The sequence below is a fragment of the Nocardia seriolae NBRC 15557 genome (genome assembly GCF_007990715.1).
In the GTDB taxonomy this organism is placed as follows: Bacteria; Actinomycetota; Actinomycetes; order Mycobacteriales; family Mycobacteriaceae; genus Nocardia; species Nocardia seriolae.
The window spans coordinates 51,420-69,232 of the sequence record NZ_BJWY01000013.1; the positions used below are offsets into that span (position 1 = coordinate 51,420).

Here is a 17,813-nt window from a genome sequence, read left to right on the forward strand (position 1 = left end):
CGGGGGCAAGCGCGGCAGATCTGTCGGTCCTCGGAAGACCCGGTGCGGAGGCGGCGGGGGTCATGGGAAAATGGTCCATCACGCAGGGGCAACACGCAGTTGGACCGGGATAAATTTCTGGTTTCAGCCACGTAGCGGATAGGCCCGATTTCATACCTCGGCGCGTTGCCTGGTAACCTCGACGGTCGGTGCTGCAACTGCCCCTCTCGTAGTGCGCGCCCGAAGACTTTGCATCCCGCATACACACCAAACGAAGGAACACGAGGAAACCGGCGTGGCCAACATCAAGTCCCAGATGAAGCGGATCCGCACCAACGAGCTTGCGCGTCAGCGTAACCAGTCGGTGAAGTCCGCGCTGCGCACCTCGATCCGCAAGTTCCGCGAGGCCGCCGCGGCGGGCGAGAAGGACAAGGCGCTCGAGCTGATGCAGTCCGCGAGCAAGAGCCTGGACAAGGCCGCCTCGAAGGGCGTCATCCACGCCAACCAGGCCGCCAACAAGAAGTCGGCCCTGTCGCTGGCTTTCAACAAGCTCGGCTGATCCACCCGGTAACCTCTACCGGCATCATGCTTTTCACAGCCGCCGTGGCCACGACGACCACGGCGGTTTTTGGCATACCCGCCTCCCCGCGACTTCAGCGCACGGCTCGGGATCCGCTGACCGTCGCGCATGCGGGCCGGCGGTCGCCAGCCGAAACAATGTCGGGCGTACCCGACGAGTTACCCCGACCGTTACGAAATCAGTTGTCACGTCCGGTACGACTGACACACTTGCCGACTCGGGCCATACGAAGCAGGATGGCTGCGAACCGTCGGGGGCAATCGAAAACGTCTACTGGGAGTTCTCTTGGCATCGCTGCGTCGTGACAATCGTTCGTTCTGGACTCGGGGGGCGCTGACGCTCAGCGTCGCCGCGGTCGCGCTGACCACCGGAATCGGTGTCGCCGCGGCGCGGCCCATCGGACCCTTCGAGGTCGGCGGGGCGATCGAGGTGGAGTATGACGCGGCGGGCGGGCCGGAGTTCTTCGGCGATCCGACCACTCCCGAGACCGACGCGGCCGGGGGCGGCAAGAAGCAGGACTTCGCCAACAACCTCTCGATCTATTGGACCCCGGCCACCGACGCGCACGCCATCGGCGGCGCGATCCGCGACAAGTGGCGCGGCACCGGGTCGGAGTCGGGGTCGCTGAAGTACCCGGTCACCGATGCGGGCGCGACCGCCAAGCCCGGTCAGTTCCAGCACTTCCAGGGCGGGTCGATCTACTGGTCGGTGGGTTCGGGCACGCACGTGATCAGCGGCGTGATCCGCGACAAGTACGCCGGGGCCGGGTGGGAGTCCAGCCCGCTGGGCTTCCCCATCGCCGATGAGAACAAGACCGGCAGCACCACCACCCACGAGCAGCTGTTCGAGGGCGGGGCCATCTATTCGACGCAGAAGACCGGCACCCACATCGTGTGGGGCGCGATCCGCGACGACTGGGTGCGCAATGGCGGGCAGAACGGCCGCTACGGCTACCCGACCGGCGACGAGTACGACTACCAGGGCGGCAAGGCCCAGGACTTCCAGGGCGGCAAGATCGTCTGGAAGCCCTCGGAGTAGTTCCGGGCGGTTTCGCTACGAGGCGCTCTCGCGCAGGTCCAGAATGCGCGAGAGTGCGTGCTCCAGCGCGTAATTCACGTCCGCGGCCTGGCCCTTGACGTCGCCGTTGAGGGCCGCCACCACCTGTAGCGCCGCGCCGATCGAAGCCCCGTTCCAGCCGCGGGCCTGGCCCTGGGCCTTCTTCACCTTCCACGGCGGCATTCCCAGATCACCGGCCATCTTGAACGGGTCGCCGCGCCCGGCCGATCCGACGCGGGCGATGGTGTGCACCGAATCGGCCAGCGCGTCGGCCAGCAGCACCGCGGGCACCCCGCGATCGATGGCCCAGCGCAGCGCCTCCATGGCGGCGGGCCGATCCCCCGACACCGCCAGATCGGCCACCTCGAACCCGGTCACCTCGGCCTTGCCCGAGTAGTACCGGTGCACCGCGGCGATATCGACCTTCCCGCCGGTGTCGGCCGCCAACTGCGAACTGGCGGCGGCGAGTTCGCGCAGGTCCGAGCCGACGGCCTCGATCAGCGCCTGCACCACGTCGGCGGACACCTTGACATTGGCGGTGCGGAATTCGTTGCGCACGAACTCGACCCGCTCCCCCGCCTTGGTCAGCTTGGCGGCGGGGTGCACCACCGCGCCCAGCTTCTGCAGGGCGGGCGCGAGCGCCTTGGCCCGGCCGCCACCGGAGTGCAGCACCACCAGCACGACGCCCTCGGGCGGCGAGGACGCGGCGTCCTGGATGACCGCGACCGCGTCCTTCCCGGCCTCGGCGGCGGACTCCAGCACGATCACGCGGTCCTCCGCGAACAGCGAAGGGCTCAGCAACTCGGCCAGTTCCGCGGTGCTCGCATCGCCCGCCCGCAGCCGGTCCACCGGGAGCGCGTCCGGATCCGGGGTGGTGGCCCGGGCCTGGGCGGTAATGCCCGCCACCGCGCGCTCGATCAGCAGTTCCTCTTCACCGAGCACGAGATGCAGGGGGGCGGGTCGCTGGTTCACGCCCCGATCCTACGAGTCCACCCCGACAGCCCCCGCACCCGCTCGCGTTCGAATACCGAAAGGATGGGTGCCGGGTCCGGGTTGTCCTGGATGTGGGAGAACCGGTCGGGTTCCTAGGCTCGGGCGATGCGACGTTCAACCGTGCCGATCATCGCGGCCTGTCTCGCCCTGACCCTGCCCGTCATCGCCGGGTGCGGTTCGGGAACCGCCGAGTCCCATTCGGCCCCGGCGGTTCCCACCGAGGTGACCGATGCGCTGGACGATCTGGTCCGCTCGGGCATGCCGGGCGCACAGGCCGTCATCAGCGGACCGGACGGCGTGCGCACGGCCACGGCCGGGTCCGGTGACCTCGCCACCGGCGCGCCCTACGCCGACGGCGCGCACTTCCGGATCGGCAGCGTCACCAAGACCTTCGTCGCCTCGGTGGTGCTGCCACTCGCCGCCGAGGGCAAGGTCGATCTCGAGGCCCCGATCGGGCGATACCTGCCGGGGGTGGTCGAGAGCGGTGGCAATGACGGCAATCGGATCACCGTGCACCAGTTGCTGCAGCACACCAGCGGGCTGGCGGACTTCGCACCGGAGGACCCCACGCAGAAGCTGCCGCAGCAACTCGATCAAACCTCTGACGGCAAGGCCTACCGCGATCTCGGACCCGCCGACCTGGTGCGCATCGCGCTGACCATGCCTCCGCAATTCGAGCCGGGAGCGCAATTCCGTTACACCAACACCAATTACGTGCTGCTCGACCTGATGATCCAGCACCTCACCGGCGGGCCCCTCGCCACCGCGATCAGCACCCGCATCCTCGAACCCCTCGCGATGCACGACACCTACTTCCCGCGCCCCGGCGAAACCGCGCTGCGCGACCCGCATCCTGAGGGGTACAAGAAGGTCGGCGACAGGTGGGCCGATATCACCGATACCGAGACGGCGTGGGCGGGCGCGGCGGGCGCGATCGTTTCCACCGGCGCCGACCTCAACCGCTTCTTCACCGCGTTGATGACCGGAAAACTCCTTCCCGCACCGCAACTCGAACAGATGAGGCAGACGATCCCCATGTCCGACGACACCGCTATGGCCTACGGACTGGGCCTGCTGCGGCTCCGGGTGCCCTGCGGGCAGCAGGAGAAGGAGGTCTGGGGGCATGCCGGCGGCATACCCGGCTTCAGCACCCTCGCCTTCGCCACACCCACCGGAACCGGATTCGCGGTCAGCGTCAATACCGAACAGACCAACGATCACTACCCCACGGCGCTGACCGACATCATCTGCTCGGTGGCCTGACCCGGCGCGGATGCAGCGCTAGCAAGACCAGGCCGCACAGGACGGCCGCCACCAGACCCGACCGCAGACCGGTGGGCAGTGAGATCGAAGCGCCCAGGGCGGCAGCGCGGTCGGAGACGGTGAGCAGCCACCACAGCGGCGGGGCGGTGCAGTGCATGACCGCGGTGGCGATCGGCGACCAGAGGCAGGCGAGCAGCGCGCCGATCGCGCCGAGGATGGTGATGGGCGCGATGACCGGCTCCACCAGCATGTTCACCGCGATGGCCACCAGGCTGAGGTGACCGGTCACGGCGATGACGAGCGGTGTGGTGACCACGAACGCCGCCGCGGCCACGGCCAGGGAATCGGCGGGGATCCGCCACCAGCCGTGTGCCCGAAGCCAATCCGACCAGCCGGGCGCGAGCACGATCAACCCGGCGGTGGCCAGCACCGACAGCGCGAAACCCGCATCCACGGCGAGACCCGGCGACCACGCCAGCAGCCCGATGACCGCCGCGCACAGCGCGGGCAGGGCCTGCTTGCGCCGTCCGGTACACAGGGCCAGCAGGGCGACGGCGCCCATGACGGCCGCGCGCAGCACGCTCGGGGACGGGCGGGCCAGGATCACGAACATGACCAGCGCCGCACCCGCCGCGACCGCGCCGATCCTGGGATCGACGGTGAGGGCACGCATCGAAACCAGCACGGCCCCCAGCAGGATCGTCACGTTGGCGCCACTGACAGCCGTGAGGTGCGACAGATCGGTTTCGCGGAAGTTCTCTTGAACGTGCTCGGTGAGTGCGGAGGTATCGCCGATGACCAAGCCCGGCAACAGTCCTGCGGCATCCTCGGACAGCGCCCGGTGTGCGGAGCCCGCGAACTCGCCCCGTACCCGCCCCGCCGCCCGCTGCCACCACGGCGGATCTCCCGCCGCGAGCGGGGCCGCCTCGGCCCGCAGTACCGCCACGGTCAGGTCCGACCGCCACGGACGCCCCACGCGCGCACGGAATTCCACCCGCTGCCCGGGCATCCGCCCGCGCCACCCCGCCGCCGGTGCCAGCACCGTCACGGCCCCACCGGAACGAACGACCCTGCCGCCCAACCGATATTCGACCAGCCCGGCACGCACCATGACCTGTGGCCCGCCGAATCCCCTGCCGGACACCCGCTTCGGATCGTCGGCCAGCTCCACCACCGCCACCACCCGCTGCCCGGCCCGCACCGCCCCCAGCGGGTGCGTCTGCACCCGATGCGCGTGCCACGCGCCCGCCACCCCGAACCCGCCCCCGATCAGCAAGGCCCCCAGCACCACCCAGGCCACCCCGCTCCCCCGCCCGTCGCGCGCCCACCGAACGGCCCACGCCAGCACGCCCATCGCCGCGATCAGGCAGCCGGCCGCGACCCCGGCTCCGGCCCACCGGCCCGCGATCAGCGCCGCGACCGTTGCGCCCCAACAGCACACGGCCGCGGGTACCAGCCGCGCATCCAGCACCTCCGGCACCTCGAGCGTCTCGGGCTCCCGCGTGCCGCCGCCGTGCTCCCGTTCGATGCTCATCGTCACCACCGCCCCGGAGCGCTGGAGCGAGGGCCCCGCTGTCCCCGTTGTGCCACGGCGCTTTTCGCGGTGGTCATATCGTCACCCTTTCCCGGAGGCGGTTCAGGCGGGAGTGGCCGATGCCCTGGATTTCGGCGAGCTGGTCGATGGAGGTGAAGCGCCCGTGGCGGGTGCGCCAGGCGAGGATGGCCTTCGCGGTGACCGGGCCGACGCCGGGGAGGGTGTCCAGATCGGATTCGGTGGCGGTATTGAGGTTCACCTTGGCGGGCGGACCCGTGGTGCGGGCCGGGCCCGGGGCGGCGGGCGAATTCGATGCGGGGTGAGACGAATTCACGACGGTGGTGCCGGACTGCTGGGCCGTGGGGCGAGGGTTGGCGCGAGCGACGATTATCTGGTCGCCGTCGACGAGGGGCTGGGCGAGGTTGAGGGTGGAGATGTCGGCTTCGGGGCGAGGCGAGGCGGAACGCAGGGCATCGGCCACGCGGGCGCCGAGTGGGAAGCGGCGCAGGCCACCGTGTTCCACGAGGCCCACGACGCTCACGACGAGCTCGCCGGGGATGGCAGCGCCCTGCGGCGCGGCGGTTGCGTTGGGGGCGAGCGGGCTTCGCCCCGCGGGCACGGCGGCAGCGGGTGTGGGAGTGGCGGGCACGGGTACAGACACCGGCCCGGGCACGGGTGTGGCCGCGCCGCTGGGGACGACGGCACCCTCGACCGGAGGTGCGCCCGGCTCCGCGGGGACGGTCTCGGTCAGGGCGGCGAGCGGCGGGACGGGTTGGGAGACAGGGGTTTCCCGCAGGGAGACGTAGGCGGCGAGGAGGATGGCGAACAAGCCGAGGGCGGCTATGACGAGGACGCCGCGTGGGCCCGGGTCCCAGCCGGTACCGCGGAAACGTTCGGGAACCAGGCGTTCATGCCAGAGGGAGACGCTGCCGCAGGGCTCGGACAGCCAGGCGGGGGTTGGGGTTACTGGATGGCCTGGCTCGCCGGGAGGCCGGTTCGAGTCGGTGGGGTGGTCGAGGGACTCCTCATCCCAGCGGCCGGGGTGGGTCCCGGTCAGGCGGTGCAGCGGGGTGCGTTCGTCGAGTTGCGTCATGTCGCTCACGCTAGGAGCGACGAGATTCCCGCCCGGTCAGGCGACCTGGGCTTTTCCTGGACCTGTGGATAGCGGAACGGGTTGTGAACAAACTCGTTTCCGCTGGCTGTCGGCCTGGACAGGAAGGTGGGCCGCCGTTACCGAAGGCCGGGCGGCCACCGTGTCCGCGTCAGCCGCAGCCGCCGGGAACCACCAGTGCGCCAACGGCTCCCACGCCCAAGTGCACGCCCAGGGTGGGCCCGAACTCGCCGATGATGAGCTCGCGGATACCGGGGATGAGATCGCGCAGCTGACCGGCGAGGGTGTCGGCCGCCTCCTCTGCTCCCAGGTGCTGGACGGCCACCGCCGCCCCGTCCTCACCGGCCGCGTCCACCGCCGCCGCAACGAGCTTGGTGAAGGCCTTGGATCGGGTGCGGGCCTTCTCACGCAGCTCCAGCCGCCCGTCCACGATCTGCAGGATCGGCTTGGTGACCAGCTCGGAGCCGAAGAACGCTGCCGCCGTGCTCAATCGGCCGCCGCGCCGCAGCTGCTCGGTGCGGTTGACCACGATGAACGCGCGACCCCGGCTGGCGGCCGCGACGGCGGAGTCGTACACGACGTCCAGCTCCGCGCCCGATCTGGCGCGCCGCGCGGCGGCCAGTACCGGCAGGCCGGTGCCCAGCCCGGCGCTGAGCGAATCCACCAGCCGGATCCGATCGGCGGCGTCCATATCGCGCACGGCCTGCCGCCCGGCCTCCCAGGTGCCCGAGAGCTGGCGCGAAATATGGACGGCGACAACGCCGTCGCCGTCACTGAGCTCGAGCGCCCGCTCGTACACCGCCCGCAGGTCGCCCGGCGACGCGGCGGAGGTGGTGACTCGCGAAGAGCCGTAGTCGATATCGCACTCGTCGACGCCCTCCCGGATTTCCCGGTCGTCGACCAGCACGTGCAGCGGCACGGCCAGCACACCGAGATTGGTTGCCAGCTCGGCCGGCAGACTGGCCGACGAATCGGTCACCACCACCACGGTCATGCAGTGTGAGCCTTCTCGGGCTTCGAGGTCCGGTCGGCGGTCGCCTCGGTCAGCACCTTCACCATGGCCCGCGCGACCGCGCTGTGGCCCTCCCAGCCCCAGTGGATGCCGTCGGGATTGGCGGGACCGTTGAACACGTTGTCGCGCACGGCCTCCCCGAGATCCACCAGCGGCACCGCGTGCCGGGCGGCCCAGGTGGTCACGGCCTCGACCATGGGCTTGCGTCCGGTGTGCACCTTGGCGTAGGCCTCGCACTGATGCACCGACGGCAGCACCGCCACGAACGGCAGCTCGGGCCGCAACTGCGCCAGCGAGTTCCGCGACTGCTCGAGGTAGTCCACGCTCACCGCGGGCGGCAGCGCCACCGGCCGCCCCAGCGGAGAAAGCTTGGGCTGCAGCCAGTTGTAGGCCTCGCGCACCCGGCGGCGCACGGAAGACGGTCGTACATAACGGATCAGCTCGCGCAGCGCGGTCGGCAGCGGGGAGGGCAGCGAGTCCATGCCGCCGGTCGCGAACACCACCGCGCCCGCGCGCGGCACCGCCGCCCAGATGCGCGGGTCGCCGATCAGCGCCCAGTAGGCGTCGCGGCAGGTCCAGCCGATGCGCGCCACCAGCTCGACCTCCCAGTCCAGCTCGGCGGCAACGAGATTGGGCCAGATGCCGGGGTGGTCGGCGGGCAGCCCGCCCTTGGGCCCGAAGTAGGACAGCGAGTCCGCGACCACCACGAGCACCTTGCGCTCGGCCGCCGCGGGGGCGTCCGGTACCGCATCCGATGCCGTTCGGCGGTTCGGATCCTCAGAGGACATCGGGGGCTACCTTCGCGAGCGCGTTCCAAACATCGAGCCGCCAGCCGGGCTCATCGATGCTCGGACCGTGGCTGGTCAGCTGTACCCAGCTGGTATTGGCCAGCCCGCCCAGGGCCGGCCAGTTCGTCTCGGGCAGCTCGAGCAGGGCCGCGGTCAGCGCCGCGATCAGCCCGCCGTGCGCAACCAGCACGATGGTACGGCCGGGCCAGTCCTCGCGCGCGACGAGCAGTTCCCGCACCACCGGCAGCGCCCGCGCGCCGACCTGAAGCTTGGATTCGCCGCCGGGCGGGGTGAAGGTGGGGTCCAGCCGCCACGCCTTGCGCGCGCCCGGGTAGATCGCGTCCACCTCGCGGTGGTCCATGCCCTCCCACCGGCCGAGGTTGGTCTCCCGCAGCCGGGAATCGGTGACGACCGACATGGCCGCGCATTCGGCGACGGCGAGCGCGGTGTCGTGGGCGCGCTTGAGATCGGAGGAGACGATGGCGAGCAGGTCACTGGACGCCATGTCGGGTGCGCAGTCCTTGGCCTGACGTCTGCCGACGTCGCTGAGTTCGGTGTCGATCTGGCCCTGCATGCGGTCGCTGGCATTCCATTCGGTCTGCCCGTGCCGCAGCAGAATCAACCGGCGGACGCCGGCCATCTTGCTCACTCCTGGTCCCCGCCCTGATCCGCGCCGTCGGCTGCCGTTTTGGCCCGCGGGTCGCCGAGTCCGTCGATCGGCACCTGCGGGCAGTCCTTCCAGAGCCGCTCCAGGCCGTAGAAGTCGCGCTCGTCCTCGTGCTGGACGTGCACCACGATCTCGACGTAGTCGAGCAGCGCCCAACGGCCCTCGCGGGTGCCCTCGCGGCGGACCGGCTTGTGCCCGGCCTCGCGCAGCTTGTCCTCGATATTGTCGACGATCGCGTTGACCTGGCGCTCGTTGGGCGCGGACGCGATGACGAAGCAGTCGGTGATGACCAGCTGCTCGGAGACATCCAGCACGACCACGTCGGCGGCCAGCTTCTCGTCGGCGGCCAGCGCGGCCACCGTCGCCATCTTGACCGCTTCTGCCGATGCTGTCACCCTGCTACCTCTTCCCTGCGCACTTCGAGATGCACTGTCTGTTATTTCAAGATTCACAGTCTTGCGGCACGTACAGGTGCCGTTTCGATATGTATTGGACGACCCCGTCCGGGACGAGGTACCAGACCGGCCGGCCCTCCCCCGCCCGCCGCCGGCATTCGCTCGACGAGATGGCCAGGGCCGGGATCTCGATCATCGTGACCGTGCCCTCCGGGTAATCGCGGAGGTGATCGGCCAGATGGTCGATATTCAATTCGTACCCCGGACGGGTCACGCCGACGAATTTCGCCAGCTCGAACAGTTCCGACCAATCCTGCCACGTCAGGATGCTGGCCAGCGCGTCCGCTCCGGTGATGAAGTACAGATCCGCGTCGGGGTGCTGTTCGGCCAGGTCACGCAGGGTGTCGACGGTGTAGGTCTCCTTGCCGCGGTCCACGTCCACGCGGCTGACCGAGAACCGGGGGTTGGACGCGGTCGCGATGACCGTCATCAGATAGCGGTCCTCGGCCGGGCTGACCGACCGGTCTCCCTTCTGCCAGGGCTGCCCGGTCGGCACGAAGACCACTTCGTCCAGCTCGAACCGATGCGCGACCTCGCTGGCCGCGACCAGGTGCCCGTGGTGGATGGGATCGAAGGTGCCGCCCATCACGCCCAGCTTGCGGCGACCGTTCGTATGCACGAAAAGCGAGCTTACCGGGGGCTATTGCCCGGTCCGCGCACCGGCAGGCCCAGCATGGGTCCCCGCCTTCCGATCAGGCTGACCACAACCCGCGACTTTCGGCCGGGCTCGAGTTGCCATGGGTGTGCTGCGGGTGATCCCGCAGTCCCGGAGCAGTCAATCAATCAAGGGAACTCGTCATGCGACGACATTCTTATCGGTTTGCCGCGGCGCTGGCCGCGATCGGCGTGTCCGCTCTCGCCGCGCCGGGCGCGCGGGCGGAACCGGCCGCCCTCAACGGTCTGTTCGCGCTCGCGCCGGGCGTGTGCGCCAACGGGGTGGTGAGCGGAAGCTTCTTCCGCATGATCCTGCCCACCGGGGACGCGGGCGGGCCCTATCTCCAGAACAGCGATTCCCGATGCAGTGATCAGACGGTGACGCCGCTGTCGGCGGGTACCGACGGCGGGCTCGTCAGTGGCGGCTATCAGCCGCAACCCGCGGCGGCATTCGACGGGGCCGGTAATGCGCAATCGGGGCGGGTGACCACTCCGGTGCGGTTCTACGGTGTCGATTTCGCCACCGCCACCAATCCGTCGGATCCGCAGACCGGCGTGGGAACCGGTCTGCCGCAGTTGTTCAGTGACGGCGGGCGGCTGTCGGGCGATCTGAGCAGTCTGGGCGTCACCTGGAACAACCAGGTGTTCAACCAGGGCTCGCCCAAGCCGGGTGGCGGGCTGCCGGGCAAGACCAGCCCGATCAGCGGAACCATCGACGCGGCGGGCAATTTCGTCATCGAGTGGACGAGCCAGATCGTGGGCGGGCCGTTCAACAACTTCACCGGGCTCTGGCATCTGGCCGGGCAGTATCGGGGCAGCCTGCCGCAGGCCGCACCGGCGGCGGCTCCGGTGGCTCCCGGATCGCCAGGCGCGCCACCGGCAGCCGCCGTGCCGCAGGCTCCTGTCAGCGCGCCACGGGCTCCGGCCGACGCGGCAGCGGTGCCGTCGCCGGGTACGGCTCCCGCGGCTCCGGCCGCACCGATCACCTCGCCTGCACCGCAACTCCGGGCCGATCCCGTGCTGGCCACCAAGACGGTGGAAATCCGACGCGGGCAACGCTATCCGTGGCTGGTGCCGGTGCTGCTGGTCGTCGCGGTGGCGGGCACGGCCGTATTCTTCGGCGCGGACCGATTACTCCGGATTCGGCGATGACCACGGCATCGGCCTTCTCGGGGCTGCCCGCGTATTCGGAATTCGTCTCGAATATCGAGCGGGCCCCGAGCCGGGTCACGGCCCGCTGGCCGTTCGCCGTGCTGGCGGTGCTCGGCGCGCTGCTGGTGGCCGCGCCCCTGGCGACGGGCATGTTCCCGCGGGCTGTCGAGGGCGAGGCGATGATCGACGCCTTCGGGCCGTACACGACACGTGAGAGCATCGACGGCTACCGCTCGGATCTTCAGGTCCTCGACAATGCTCGCGCGAATATCGTTGCGGTGCAGAACAGTTCGCCCCCAGCGGGCGACTATCCACGGGTGGATCGGTTCGTCCGGGACTACCCGGGCATCCGGGCCGACATCTCGACCATGCTCGACACGATCGACACCAATCGCGGCAACTACCGAACTCTCTCCGGCACCGCGCCTTTCGGCATCCTGCCGTGGCTGCTGGCATTACCGGGAGCGGTGCTGATCGGTGCGGGCGTGTTCGGTTTCCGGGCCGCCGGGAACGGCTCGCGGGCCACGACCTGGCGCGCGGTGGCCGCACTCGCGGGCCGCACCCTGGTCGTCACCCCGTTCGCGGCAGGGCTTTTCGCTGCGGGCCCTGCGGCGCAGCCGGTCATCGACGGGTTCCGCCCGATCCTCACCACCGAACATGTGCGCCGAGTCCAGGGGTATTTCGTCACTCTGGTCGCCGCCGACGGCGAGCTGAACAGCCGCTACTCCGGTGCAGCCCGCACCGCGCAGCCGGACGCGGACCTGTCCGGCATCACCGCGCTGCAGAATCGCTGGCAGCCCATGACATCACGGTTCGCGGACCTGGTCGGCACCATGAACGACAATGTCGCCAATTTCGACGCCGTGGTGGCATTGAACGACGTCAGCCGCCCGCTGGGTTTCACCGCATTCCGCGGATTGGCCTGGGGCTTTCTGATTCCCGGCGTGCTCGTCACGGGCCTGGCCCTGTTCGGCGCGCGCCGATCCCGAACCGGCTCCGGCCGAAGCGATTCCACCGGAGGTGAACCGGCATGAGAAAGCCACGTCCCCGCACCGTCACAGCCGTGCTGGCCGCGACCGCGCTGCTGGCAGCGGGCTGCGGCAGCGCCGATACACCGAAAACCTCCAGCGGCCCGGAACAACTGGTCGGCCTGCTCAGGTTCACCCCGGGCGCGGTGGACGGAAACACGGTGCACGGCAGCTGGTTCCGCATGGTGCAGCCCGGCGGCACACCCGAGAACGGCCCCTACATGCCCAACGGCGACTCACCCGCCCAAACCGGATCCACCACCCTGCTCGAGCCGGGCACCGCGGGCGGCCTGCGGGTGGGCGGCTACCAGAGCGAGCCGCAACCCGGCTTCGCCCAGGGCAACTCACTGTCGAACTCCATCACCAAACCAGCCAAATTCTTCGCCGTCGAGTTCGGCGTCTCCACCAACCCGCTCGATCCCCAGACCCGCCGCGAAGTACCCCCGCCGACGGTGACGAACAACGACGGCACCCTCACCGCCGACCTGTCGTCCTGGGCCGCCTCCTGGAACGACCAGGAATTCAACCAGGGCGCACCCAAACCGCCGGAAAGGCAGGGCGCCCAGGTGGCCGGGGCCGAGCAAGCACAGAAGATCTGGGACTGGGTCTCCCACCAGTGGTTCGACCGCCCGAAAGCCGATGCCGCCCAGGGCCCCTCCGCCACCGGAACCTTCGACCCGAAAACCCACGCCTTCACCCTCCAGTGGACCAGCCTCATCGTCGGCGGCCCCTTCAACGGCTTCACCGGCGTCTGGCACCTGGAGGGCATCTTCGAACCCGACACCGCCGCCCCGCCTTCCCCCACCGCGCAACCTTCCCCCACCGCACAACCGAAATAGCCTCGCGCCCACAGACACCCGATCAGGAGTCGCTCATGACCACCGCCGATCCGACCCGGCGGCCCGCCGCGGTCAATGCCCTGCGCGCGATCGCCGCGCTCACCGTGGTCGGCAGTGCCGCTGCGGCCACCACGCTGACCGTACGTGCCGATGAGCGCGTGCAGACCGTTGTAGTGACGGGCGAACAGTCGTCCGCCGCTGCGCAATCCGCGCCCGTCGGTGTGCCCGTCGCGCCCGCCCCGATCGCAGCCGGTCCCGCTGCGAGCCCGGCCTCCGGCGCACCGGCCGCGACGAGTCCCGTAGGGCCACCGGGCACCGCGCCCGCCGCGTCAGTGCCTGTGGGTGCCGCACCCGCGGCCGCCGTGTCATTGGGTACTGCACCAGCGGCTACCGCGCCACCGGGTGCCACCCCGGGCAGCACCGTCGCGCTGGGTCCGGATGGGCAATCACCCTCGGGCAGTGTTCTTCTCGGCCCGGGTGCGACCTCCGACAGCGCCGTTCCGCTCGGCGCGGGCAGCCCGTTCGCGACACCGGCGGTGAATACTCAGCCCGCCTGCCCCATCGGTTGGCCCGCGCCGAAACAACAGGGCGGCTTGGCATCCCTGATCGGGCTGGCTCCGCTGGCCGGGCCGTTCTCGTCGGAGGCGTTCGCGCTGGGGTCGGTGTATCAGCCGATTCTCCAGCTCGCCGGGCCGGTGCTCGCCGAGATCGCCCCGGTCATCACCCGCTACCAGCCGTTGATCGATCCGATCATCAGCCAGGCGCAGGGTGTGGAAGCCGTTGTGCTGCAGGCGATTCTGCCCTACTACGGCCCGTACCGGAGTCAGCTCATCGCCGCCGAGGGGGACCTCGCCAAGGCGCTGGCTCCGGTGCTGAACAGCGTCTACAACAGCGAGGCCGCCTCGTGCTTTGTCGCCTGGCAGGGCCAGATCATCGAGCAGGCCGAGGGTGGGCGCATCACGGTCGCCTCGCTGGCGCACCCTGGCACCGTGGTCGAACTCGGTCCGCGGCAGTGACGACTAGACGGGGAGCAGGCGGCCTACGACGGTGGTGAGTTGGCGGGCGGAGCGGCATTCGTGCATTTCGATGATGTCGGCGTAGCGGTCGGCGGCGGAATCGCCGGTGCCCCACATTTTTTCGGCTTCGGGGTTGAGCCAGTAGGCGTGTTTGGCGGTGGCCACCAGGTGGCGGAGGGTGTCCAGGGCGGGGTCGCGGTAGTTGGTGCGGGCGTCGCCGAGGATGAGCAGGGAGGTGCGGCTGGTGACGGCGTCGGGGAAGTTGTCGGCGAGACCTTCGAGGGCCGAACCGTAGTCGGAGTGGCCCTCGATGCCGACCACCTTGGATTCGGTGAAGATGCGGCGGGTCAGCTGGTCGAGGGGGGGTCTTGGAGTCGAACAGCTGGGTGACCTCGTCGGTCTGGTCCACGAAGGCGAAGATGCGGACCCGGGAGAACTGTTCACGCAGGGCGTTGACCAGCAGCATGGTGAAGCTGGAGAAGCCCGCGACCGAGCCCGAGATATCGCACAGGAGAACGAGATCGGGGCGGCCGGGGCGCGGCTTGCGGGTGACCAGGTTGACCGGGACGCCGCCGGTGGACATGGATTTGCGCATGGTCTTGCGCAGATCGATCTCGCCGCGGCGGGCGCGGCGGCGGCGCGCGGCCAGGCGGGAGGCCAGCACCCGGGCCAGCCGCTGGCTGCTGCGGCGCAGTTCGTCGAGTTCGTTCTGGGAGATGCGCAGGAAGTCGGCGTCCTCGGCCTGGCGGGCGACGCCGTAGGTGGCGACGCGCTCGCGGCCGATGCGCTCGGCGACGCGGCGGCGGGTCTCGGCCTCGACGGTGCCGCGGAAGTCCTTGATGCGCTGGCGCGCGGTGCGGCGGGCGACCTCGGCGTCGAATCCGGACGGATCGAAGTCCGAGTTGTCCATGCCCTGGGCCAGTCCCGCGAGGATCTTGCTGACCAGCAGTTCGGGCTGGAGATCCTTGAGCGTCTGGTAGGCGGAGCACGACGGCCCGCCCGCGGCCTGGTACTGCCCCATCTGCTCGACCATCTGCGCGGCCAGCTCCTGCAATTGCTGCGCCTGTTCGCCGGACGGATCCTGGATCAGCAACTCCGCCAGCATCTTCCGCAGTTCGAGAATGTCCACCGAGCCGTCGGGCTTGATGGGCAGCTCCACTTCGTCGGCCCCGACCCGCTCGCCCAGCGCGGCCGGGAACCACAGGTCGAACATGCCGTCGAAGGTGGTGCGCTGGGTGGTGCGGCGCAGCAGCGCGCAGGCCAGACCCTCGCGCAGCGCCTCCCGGTCCATCAGGTCCAGCACGGTGAGAACCATTCCGGCGTCCACGGTTGCGGACGGTCCAACCGGAATTCCCCTGCCGCGCAACGCTTCCACGAACCCGACCAGATGGCCTTGCAATCCGTGCTCGGCCGTCGGCCCCGGCACCGTCACCGGCTTGGCGGGCGTCCCGCCCGAAATCGCCCGCATGGCAGCCGAAACCAGTCCGCGCTGCCGGTTCTCGGTCATGTCAGGCCAGCTTCAGCTCGGACTGGGCGCGCACGTGATCGGCCTGGTGCTTGAGCACCACCCCGAGCGTGGCCCGCACCGTCTTGTCGTCGAGATCCTTCGCGCCCAGCGCCAGCAGCGTGCGCGCCCAGTCGATGGACTCGGCCACCGAGGGCAGCTTCTTGAGCTGCATGCCGCGCAGCACGTGCACGATCCGCACCAGCTGCGCCGCCACGGCGGGCTCGAGCTCGGGCACCCGGCTGGCCAGGATGCGCCGCTCCAGCTCTTCGTCCGGGAAGTCGATGTGCAGGTACAGACAGCGCCGCTTGAGCGCCTCGGACAGTTCGCGGGTGGCGTTGGAGGTCAGCACCACGAACGGCTTGCGAGTGGCTCTGATGGTCCCCAGCTCCGGCACGGTGACCGAGAAGTCGCTGAGCACCTCGAGCAGCAGGCCCTCGATCTCGACGTCGGCCTTGTCGGTCTCGTCGATGAGCAGCACGGTCGGCTCGTCGCGGCGGATGGCGGTCAGCAGCGGGCGTTCCAGCAGGAATTCCTCGGTGAAGACGTCGGCCTTGGTCTCGGCCCAGTCGTTCTCCGAGGATGCCTGGATGCGCAGGATCTGCTTGGCGTGGTTCCACTCGTAGAGGGCGCGGGCCTCGTCGACGCCCTCGTAGCACTGCAACCGGACCAGTTCCGCGCCCGCGACCTGGGCGACGGCCTTGGACAGTTCGGTCTTGCCGACGCCGGCCGGGCCCTCGATGAGCAGCGGCTTGCCGAGCCGGTCGGCGAGGAAAACCGAAGTGGCGGTGGCCTTGTCGGCCAGGTAGCCGGTGCGGGCCAGCCGCTCGATCACATCGTCGACCGACGAGAAGATCGGCTCCTGGCTGGGTGCGGTGGTGGGAGCCACTGACTGTCCTCTCAACTAGACGGGCCGAATCTGCCCGTCGCCCCACACTATCCACTTGGTGGAGGTCAGTTCCGGCAGGCCCATCGGGCCGCGGGCATGCAGTTTCTGGGTGGAGATGCCGATCTCCGCGCCGAAGCCGAACTGCTCGCCGTCGGTGAAGGCGGTGGAGGCGTTGACCATGACGGCCGCGGCTTCCACGCGGGAGGTGAACTCGCGGGCGGCCTTGAGGTCACCGGTCACGATGGCCTCGGTGTGGCCGGTGCCCCACCGGTCGATGTGCTCGACGGCCGCGTCCAGGTCGTCGACGACCTTCAGGGCGATGTCCAGGGACAGGTATTCGTCGGCCCAGTCGGTGTCGGTGGCGGGCACCAGACCCGGCAGCTCACCGTGGATGGTGACGCCCTTGTCCTCGAGGGCCTTGATCAGGCGCGGCACCGCGACCTCGGCGATGGCCCGGTCGATCAGCACCGTCTCGGCGGTGTTGCACACCGAGGGCCGCCTGGTCTTGGCATTGATCAGGATGGACTCGGCCATCTCCAGATCCGCGTCCCGATGGACGAATACGTGGCAGTTGCCGGTCCCGGTCTCGATGGTCGGCACCTGCGCGTCGCGCACCACCGCATTGATCAGCCCCGCGCCGCCGCGCGGAATCACCACGTCCACCAGTCCGCGGGCCTGGATCAGATGGGTGACGCTGGACCGGTCCTCCGACGGCAGCAGCTGCACCGCGTCCGCCGGAATCCCCTGCGTCTCGAGCGCTTCCCGCAGCACCTCGACCAGTGCGGCATTCGAGCGCGCCGCGGACGACGATCCCCGCAGCAGCGCCGCGTTGCCCGACTTCAACGCCAGCCCGAAGGCGTCCACGGTGACGTTCGGCCGGGCCTCGTACACCATGCCCACGACCCCGAGCGGGACGCGCACCTGACGGATCTCGAGGCCGTTCGGCAGCGTCGATCCGCGCACCACATCGCCCACCGGATCCGGCAGCCCGGCCACCTGCCGCAGGCCCGAGGCGATGCCCTCGACCCGAGCCGCGGTCAGCCGCAGCCGATCCAGCTGTGCCTCGGCGGTGCCGCCGGCCTTGGCGATCTCGATGTCCTCGGCATTGGCGGCGAGCACCGCGGGCGTGGCCGCGAGCAGCGCGTCCGCCGCGGCGTGCAGCGCGGCGTCCTTCTGCGCGGTGGTGAGCTGGGCCAGCGTCCGCGCCGCCACCCGAGCCCGGCGCGCCGAGTCGTGCACTACTTCGCGGACGGCGTCCCGGTCGGTGGTCGTGGGAGCAGTCATGGGAACAGA

Annotated in this window: 17 protein-coding genes and 1 pseudogene; 7 read left to right on the top strand and 11 right to left on the bottom strand. The window is 70.0% G+C overall.

Translation table 11 applies throughout. From position 1 onward, the window contains the following. Positions 1–274 precede the first annotated feature (274 nt). Complete coding sequence (gene rpsT / locus NS2_RS06545) at positions 275–538, top strand: 30S ribosomal protein S20 (protein WP_033086444.1); 264 nt, start codon at positions 275–277, stop codon at positions 536–538. A 306-nt stretch (positions 539–844) separates the two neighbouring features. Beyond that, positions 845–1,597, top strand: coding sequence for an LGFP repeat-containing protein (locus NS2_RS06550; RefSeq protein ID WP_228102671.1), 753 nt, complete (start codon positions 845–847; stop codon positions 1,595–1,597). A gap of 15 nt (positions 1,598–1,612) precedes the next feature. Here NS2_RS06550 and holA read toward each other — a convergent pair whose 3' ends face one another. Continuing rightward, positions 1,613–2,587 (bottom strand): DNA polymerase III subunit delta, encoded by a 975-nt coding sequence (gene holA, locus NS2_RS06555; RefSeq protein WP_033086443.1) that lies wholly within the window; start codon positions 2,585–2,587, stop codon positions 1,613–1,615. A gap of 126 nt (positions 2,588–2,713) precedes the next feature. Between holA and NS2_RS06560 the strand changes: the two genes are divergently transcribed. Beyond that, positions 2,714–3,871 (top strand): serine hydrolase domain-containing protein, encoded by a 1,158-nt coding sequence (locus tag NS2_RS06560; RefSeq protein WP_045436591.1) that lies wholly within the window; start codon positions 2,714–2,716, stop codon positions 3,869–3,871. Here NS2_RS06560 and NS2_RS06565 read toward each other — a convergent pair. The 7 genes from NS2_RS06565 to nadD form a co-directional block, all read right to left on the bottom strand. Next, a complete protein-coding gene (locus tag NS2_RS06565) occupies positions 3,852–5,405 on the bottom strand; it encodes a ComEC/Rec2 family competence protein (RefSeq protein WP_045436607.1) in 1,554 nt (517 codons plus the stop codon). The genes NS2_RS06560 and NS2_RS06565 overlap by 20 nt on opposite strands. Positions 5,406–5,478: 73 nt before the next feature. Then, a complete protein-coding gene (locus tag NS2_RS06570; RefSeq protein WP_052086093.1) occupies positions 5,479–6,498 on the bottom strand; it encodes a ComEA family DNA-binding protein in 1,020 nt (339 codons plus the stop codon). 169 nt (positions 6,499–6,667) lie between these two features. Beyond that, positions 6,668–7,510 carry a DegV family protein gene (locus NS2_RS06575; protein ID WP_033086442.1) on the bottom strand — a complete coding sequence of 281 codons (843 nt, stop codon included), beginning with the start codon at positions 7,508–7,510 and terminating at the stop codon, positions 6,668–6,670. Beyond that, on the bottom strand, positions 7,507–8,316 hold the full coding sequence (gene octT, locus NS2_RS06580; protein ID WP_081985716.1) for a diglucosylglycerate octanoyltransferase: 810 nt from the start codon (positions 8,314–8,316) through the stop codon (positions 7,507–7,509). Before octT ends, NS2_RS06575 begins: the two co-directional genes overlap by 4 nt. Further along, a complete protein-coding gene (locus tag NS2_RS06585; protein ID WP_033086487.1) occupies positions 8,306–8,956 on the bottom strand; it encodes a histidine phosphatase family protein in 651 nt (216 codons plus the stop codon). Before NS2_RS06585 ends, octT begins: the two co-directional genes overlap by 11 nt. Before the next feature lie 5 nt (positions 8,957–8,961). Next, positions 8,962–9,378, bottom strand: coding sequence for a ribosome silencing factor (gene rsfS, locus NS2_RS06590; protein ID WP_033086441.1), 417 nt, complete (start codon positions 9,376–9,378; stop codon positions 8,962–8,964). Between the two features lie 46 nt (positions 9,379–9,424). Further along, on the bottom strand, positions 9,425–10,057 hold the full coding sequence (gene nadD, locus NS2_RS06595; protein WP_096490675.1) for a nicotinate-nucleotide adenylyltransferase: 633 nt from the start codon (positions 10,055–10,057) through the stop codon (positions 9,425–9,427). Between the two features lie 179 nt (positions 10,058–10,236). Here nadD and NS2_RS06600 point away from each other — a divergent pair, with 179 nt between their 5' ends. Genes NS2_RS06600 through NS2_RS06615 form a run of 4 tightly spaced genes read left to right on the top strand, consistent with a single transcriptional unit; the run spans position 10,237 to position 14,127 of the window. Further along, positions 10,237–11,244 (top strand): hypothetical protein, encoded by a 1,008-nt coding sequence (locus NS2_RS06600; protein ID WP_033086439.1) that lies wholly within the window; start codon positions 10,237–10,239, stop codon positions 11,242–11,244. After that, positions 11,241–12,278, top strand: a complete 1,038-nt coding sequence (locus NS2_RS06605; protein WP_081985715.1) for a hypothetical protein — start codon at positions 11,241–11,243, stop codon at positions 12,276–12,278. The genes NS2_RS06600 and NS2_RS06605 overlap by 4 nt, the downstream gene beginning before the upstream one ends. Further along, positions 12,275–13,111: a hypothetical protein gene (locus NS2_RS06610; protein WP_045436588.1), complete on the top strand. Its 837-nt coding sequence runs from the start codon at positions 12,275–12,277 to the stop codon at positions 13,109–13,111. The genes NS2_RS06605 and NS2_RS06610 overlap by 4 nt, the downstream gene beginning before the upstream one ends. Positions 13,112–13,146: 35 nt before the next feature. Next, positions 13,147–14,127 carry a hypothetical protein gene (locus NS2_RS06615; protein WP_033086437.1) on the top strand — a complete coding sequence of 327 codons (981 nt, stop codon included), beginning with the start codon at positions 13,147–13,149 and terminating at the stop codon, positions 14,125–14,127. 3 nt (positions 14,128–14,130) lie between these two features. Here NS2_RS06615 and NS2_RS06620 read toward each other — a convergent pair. The 3 genes and pseudogenes from NS2_RS06620 to NS2_RS06630 all read right to left on the bottom strand — a co-directional run bounded on the left by NS2_RS06620 (position 14,131) and on the right by NS2_RS06630 (position 17,804). Beyond that, positions 14,131–15,595 (bottom strand): annotated as a pseudogene (locus tag NS2_RS06620) (vWA domain-containing protein). A gap of 40 nt (positions 15,596–15,635) precedes the next feature. Continuing rightward, complete coding sequence (locus tag NS2_RS06625) at positions 15,636–16,520, bottom strand: AAA family ATPase (RefSeq protein ID WP_033086436.1); 885 nt, start codon at positions 16,518–16,520, stop codon at positions 15,636–15,638. Positions 16,521–16,535: 15 nt separating this feature from the next. After that, positions 16,536–17,804, bottom strand: coding sequence for a glutamate-5-semialdehyde dehydrogenase (locus NS2_RS06630; RefSeq protein WP_033086435.1), 1,269 nt, complete (start codon positions 17,802–17,804; stop codon positions 16,536–16,538). Between the last annotated feature and the right edge of the window lie 9 nt (positions 17,805–17,813).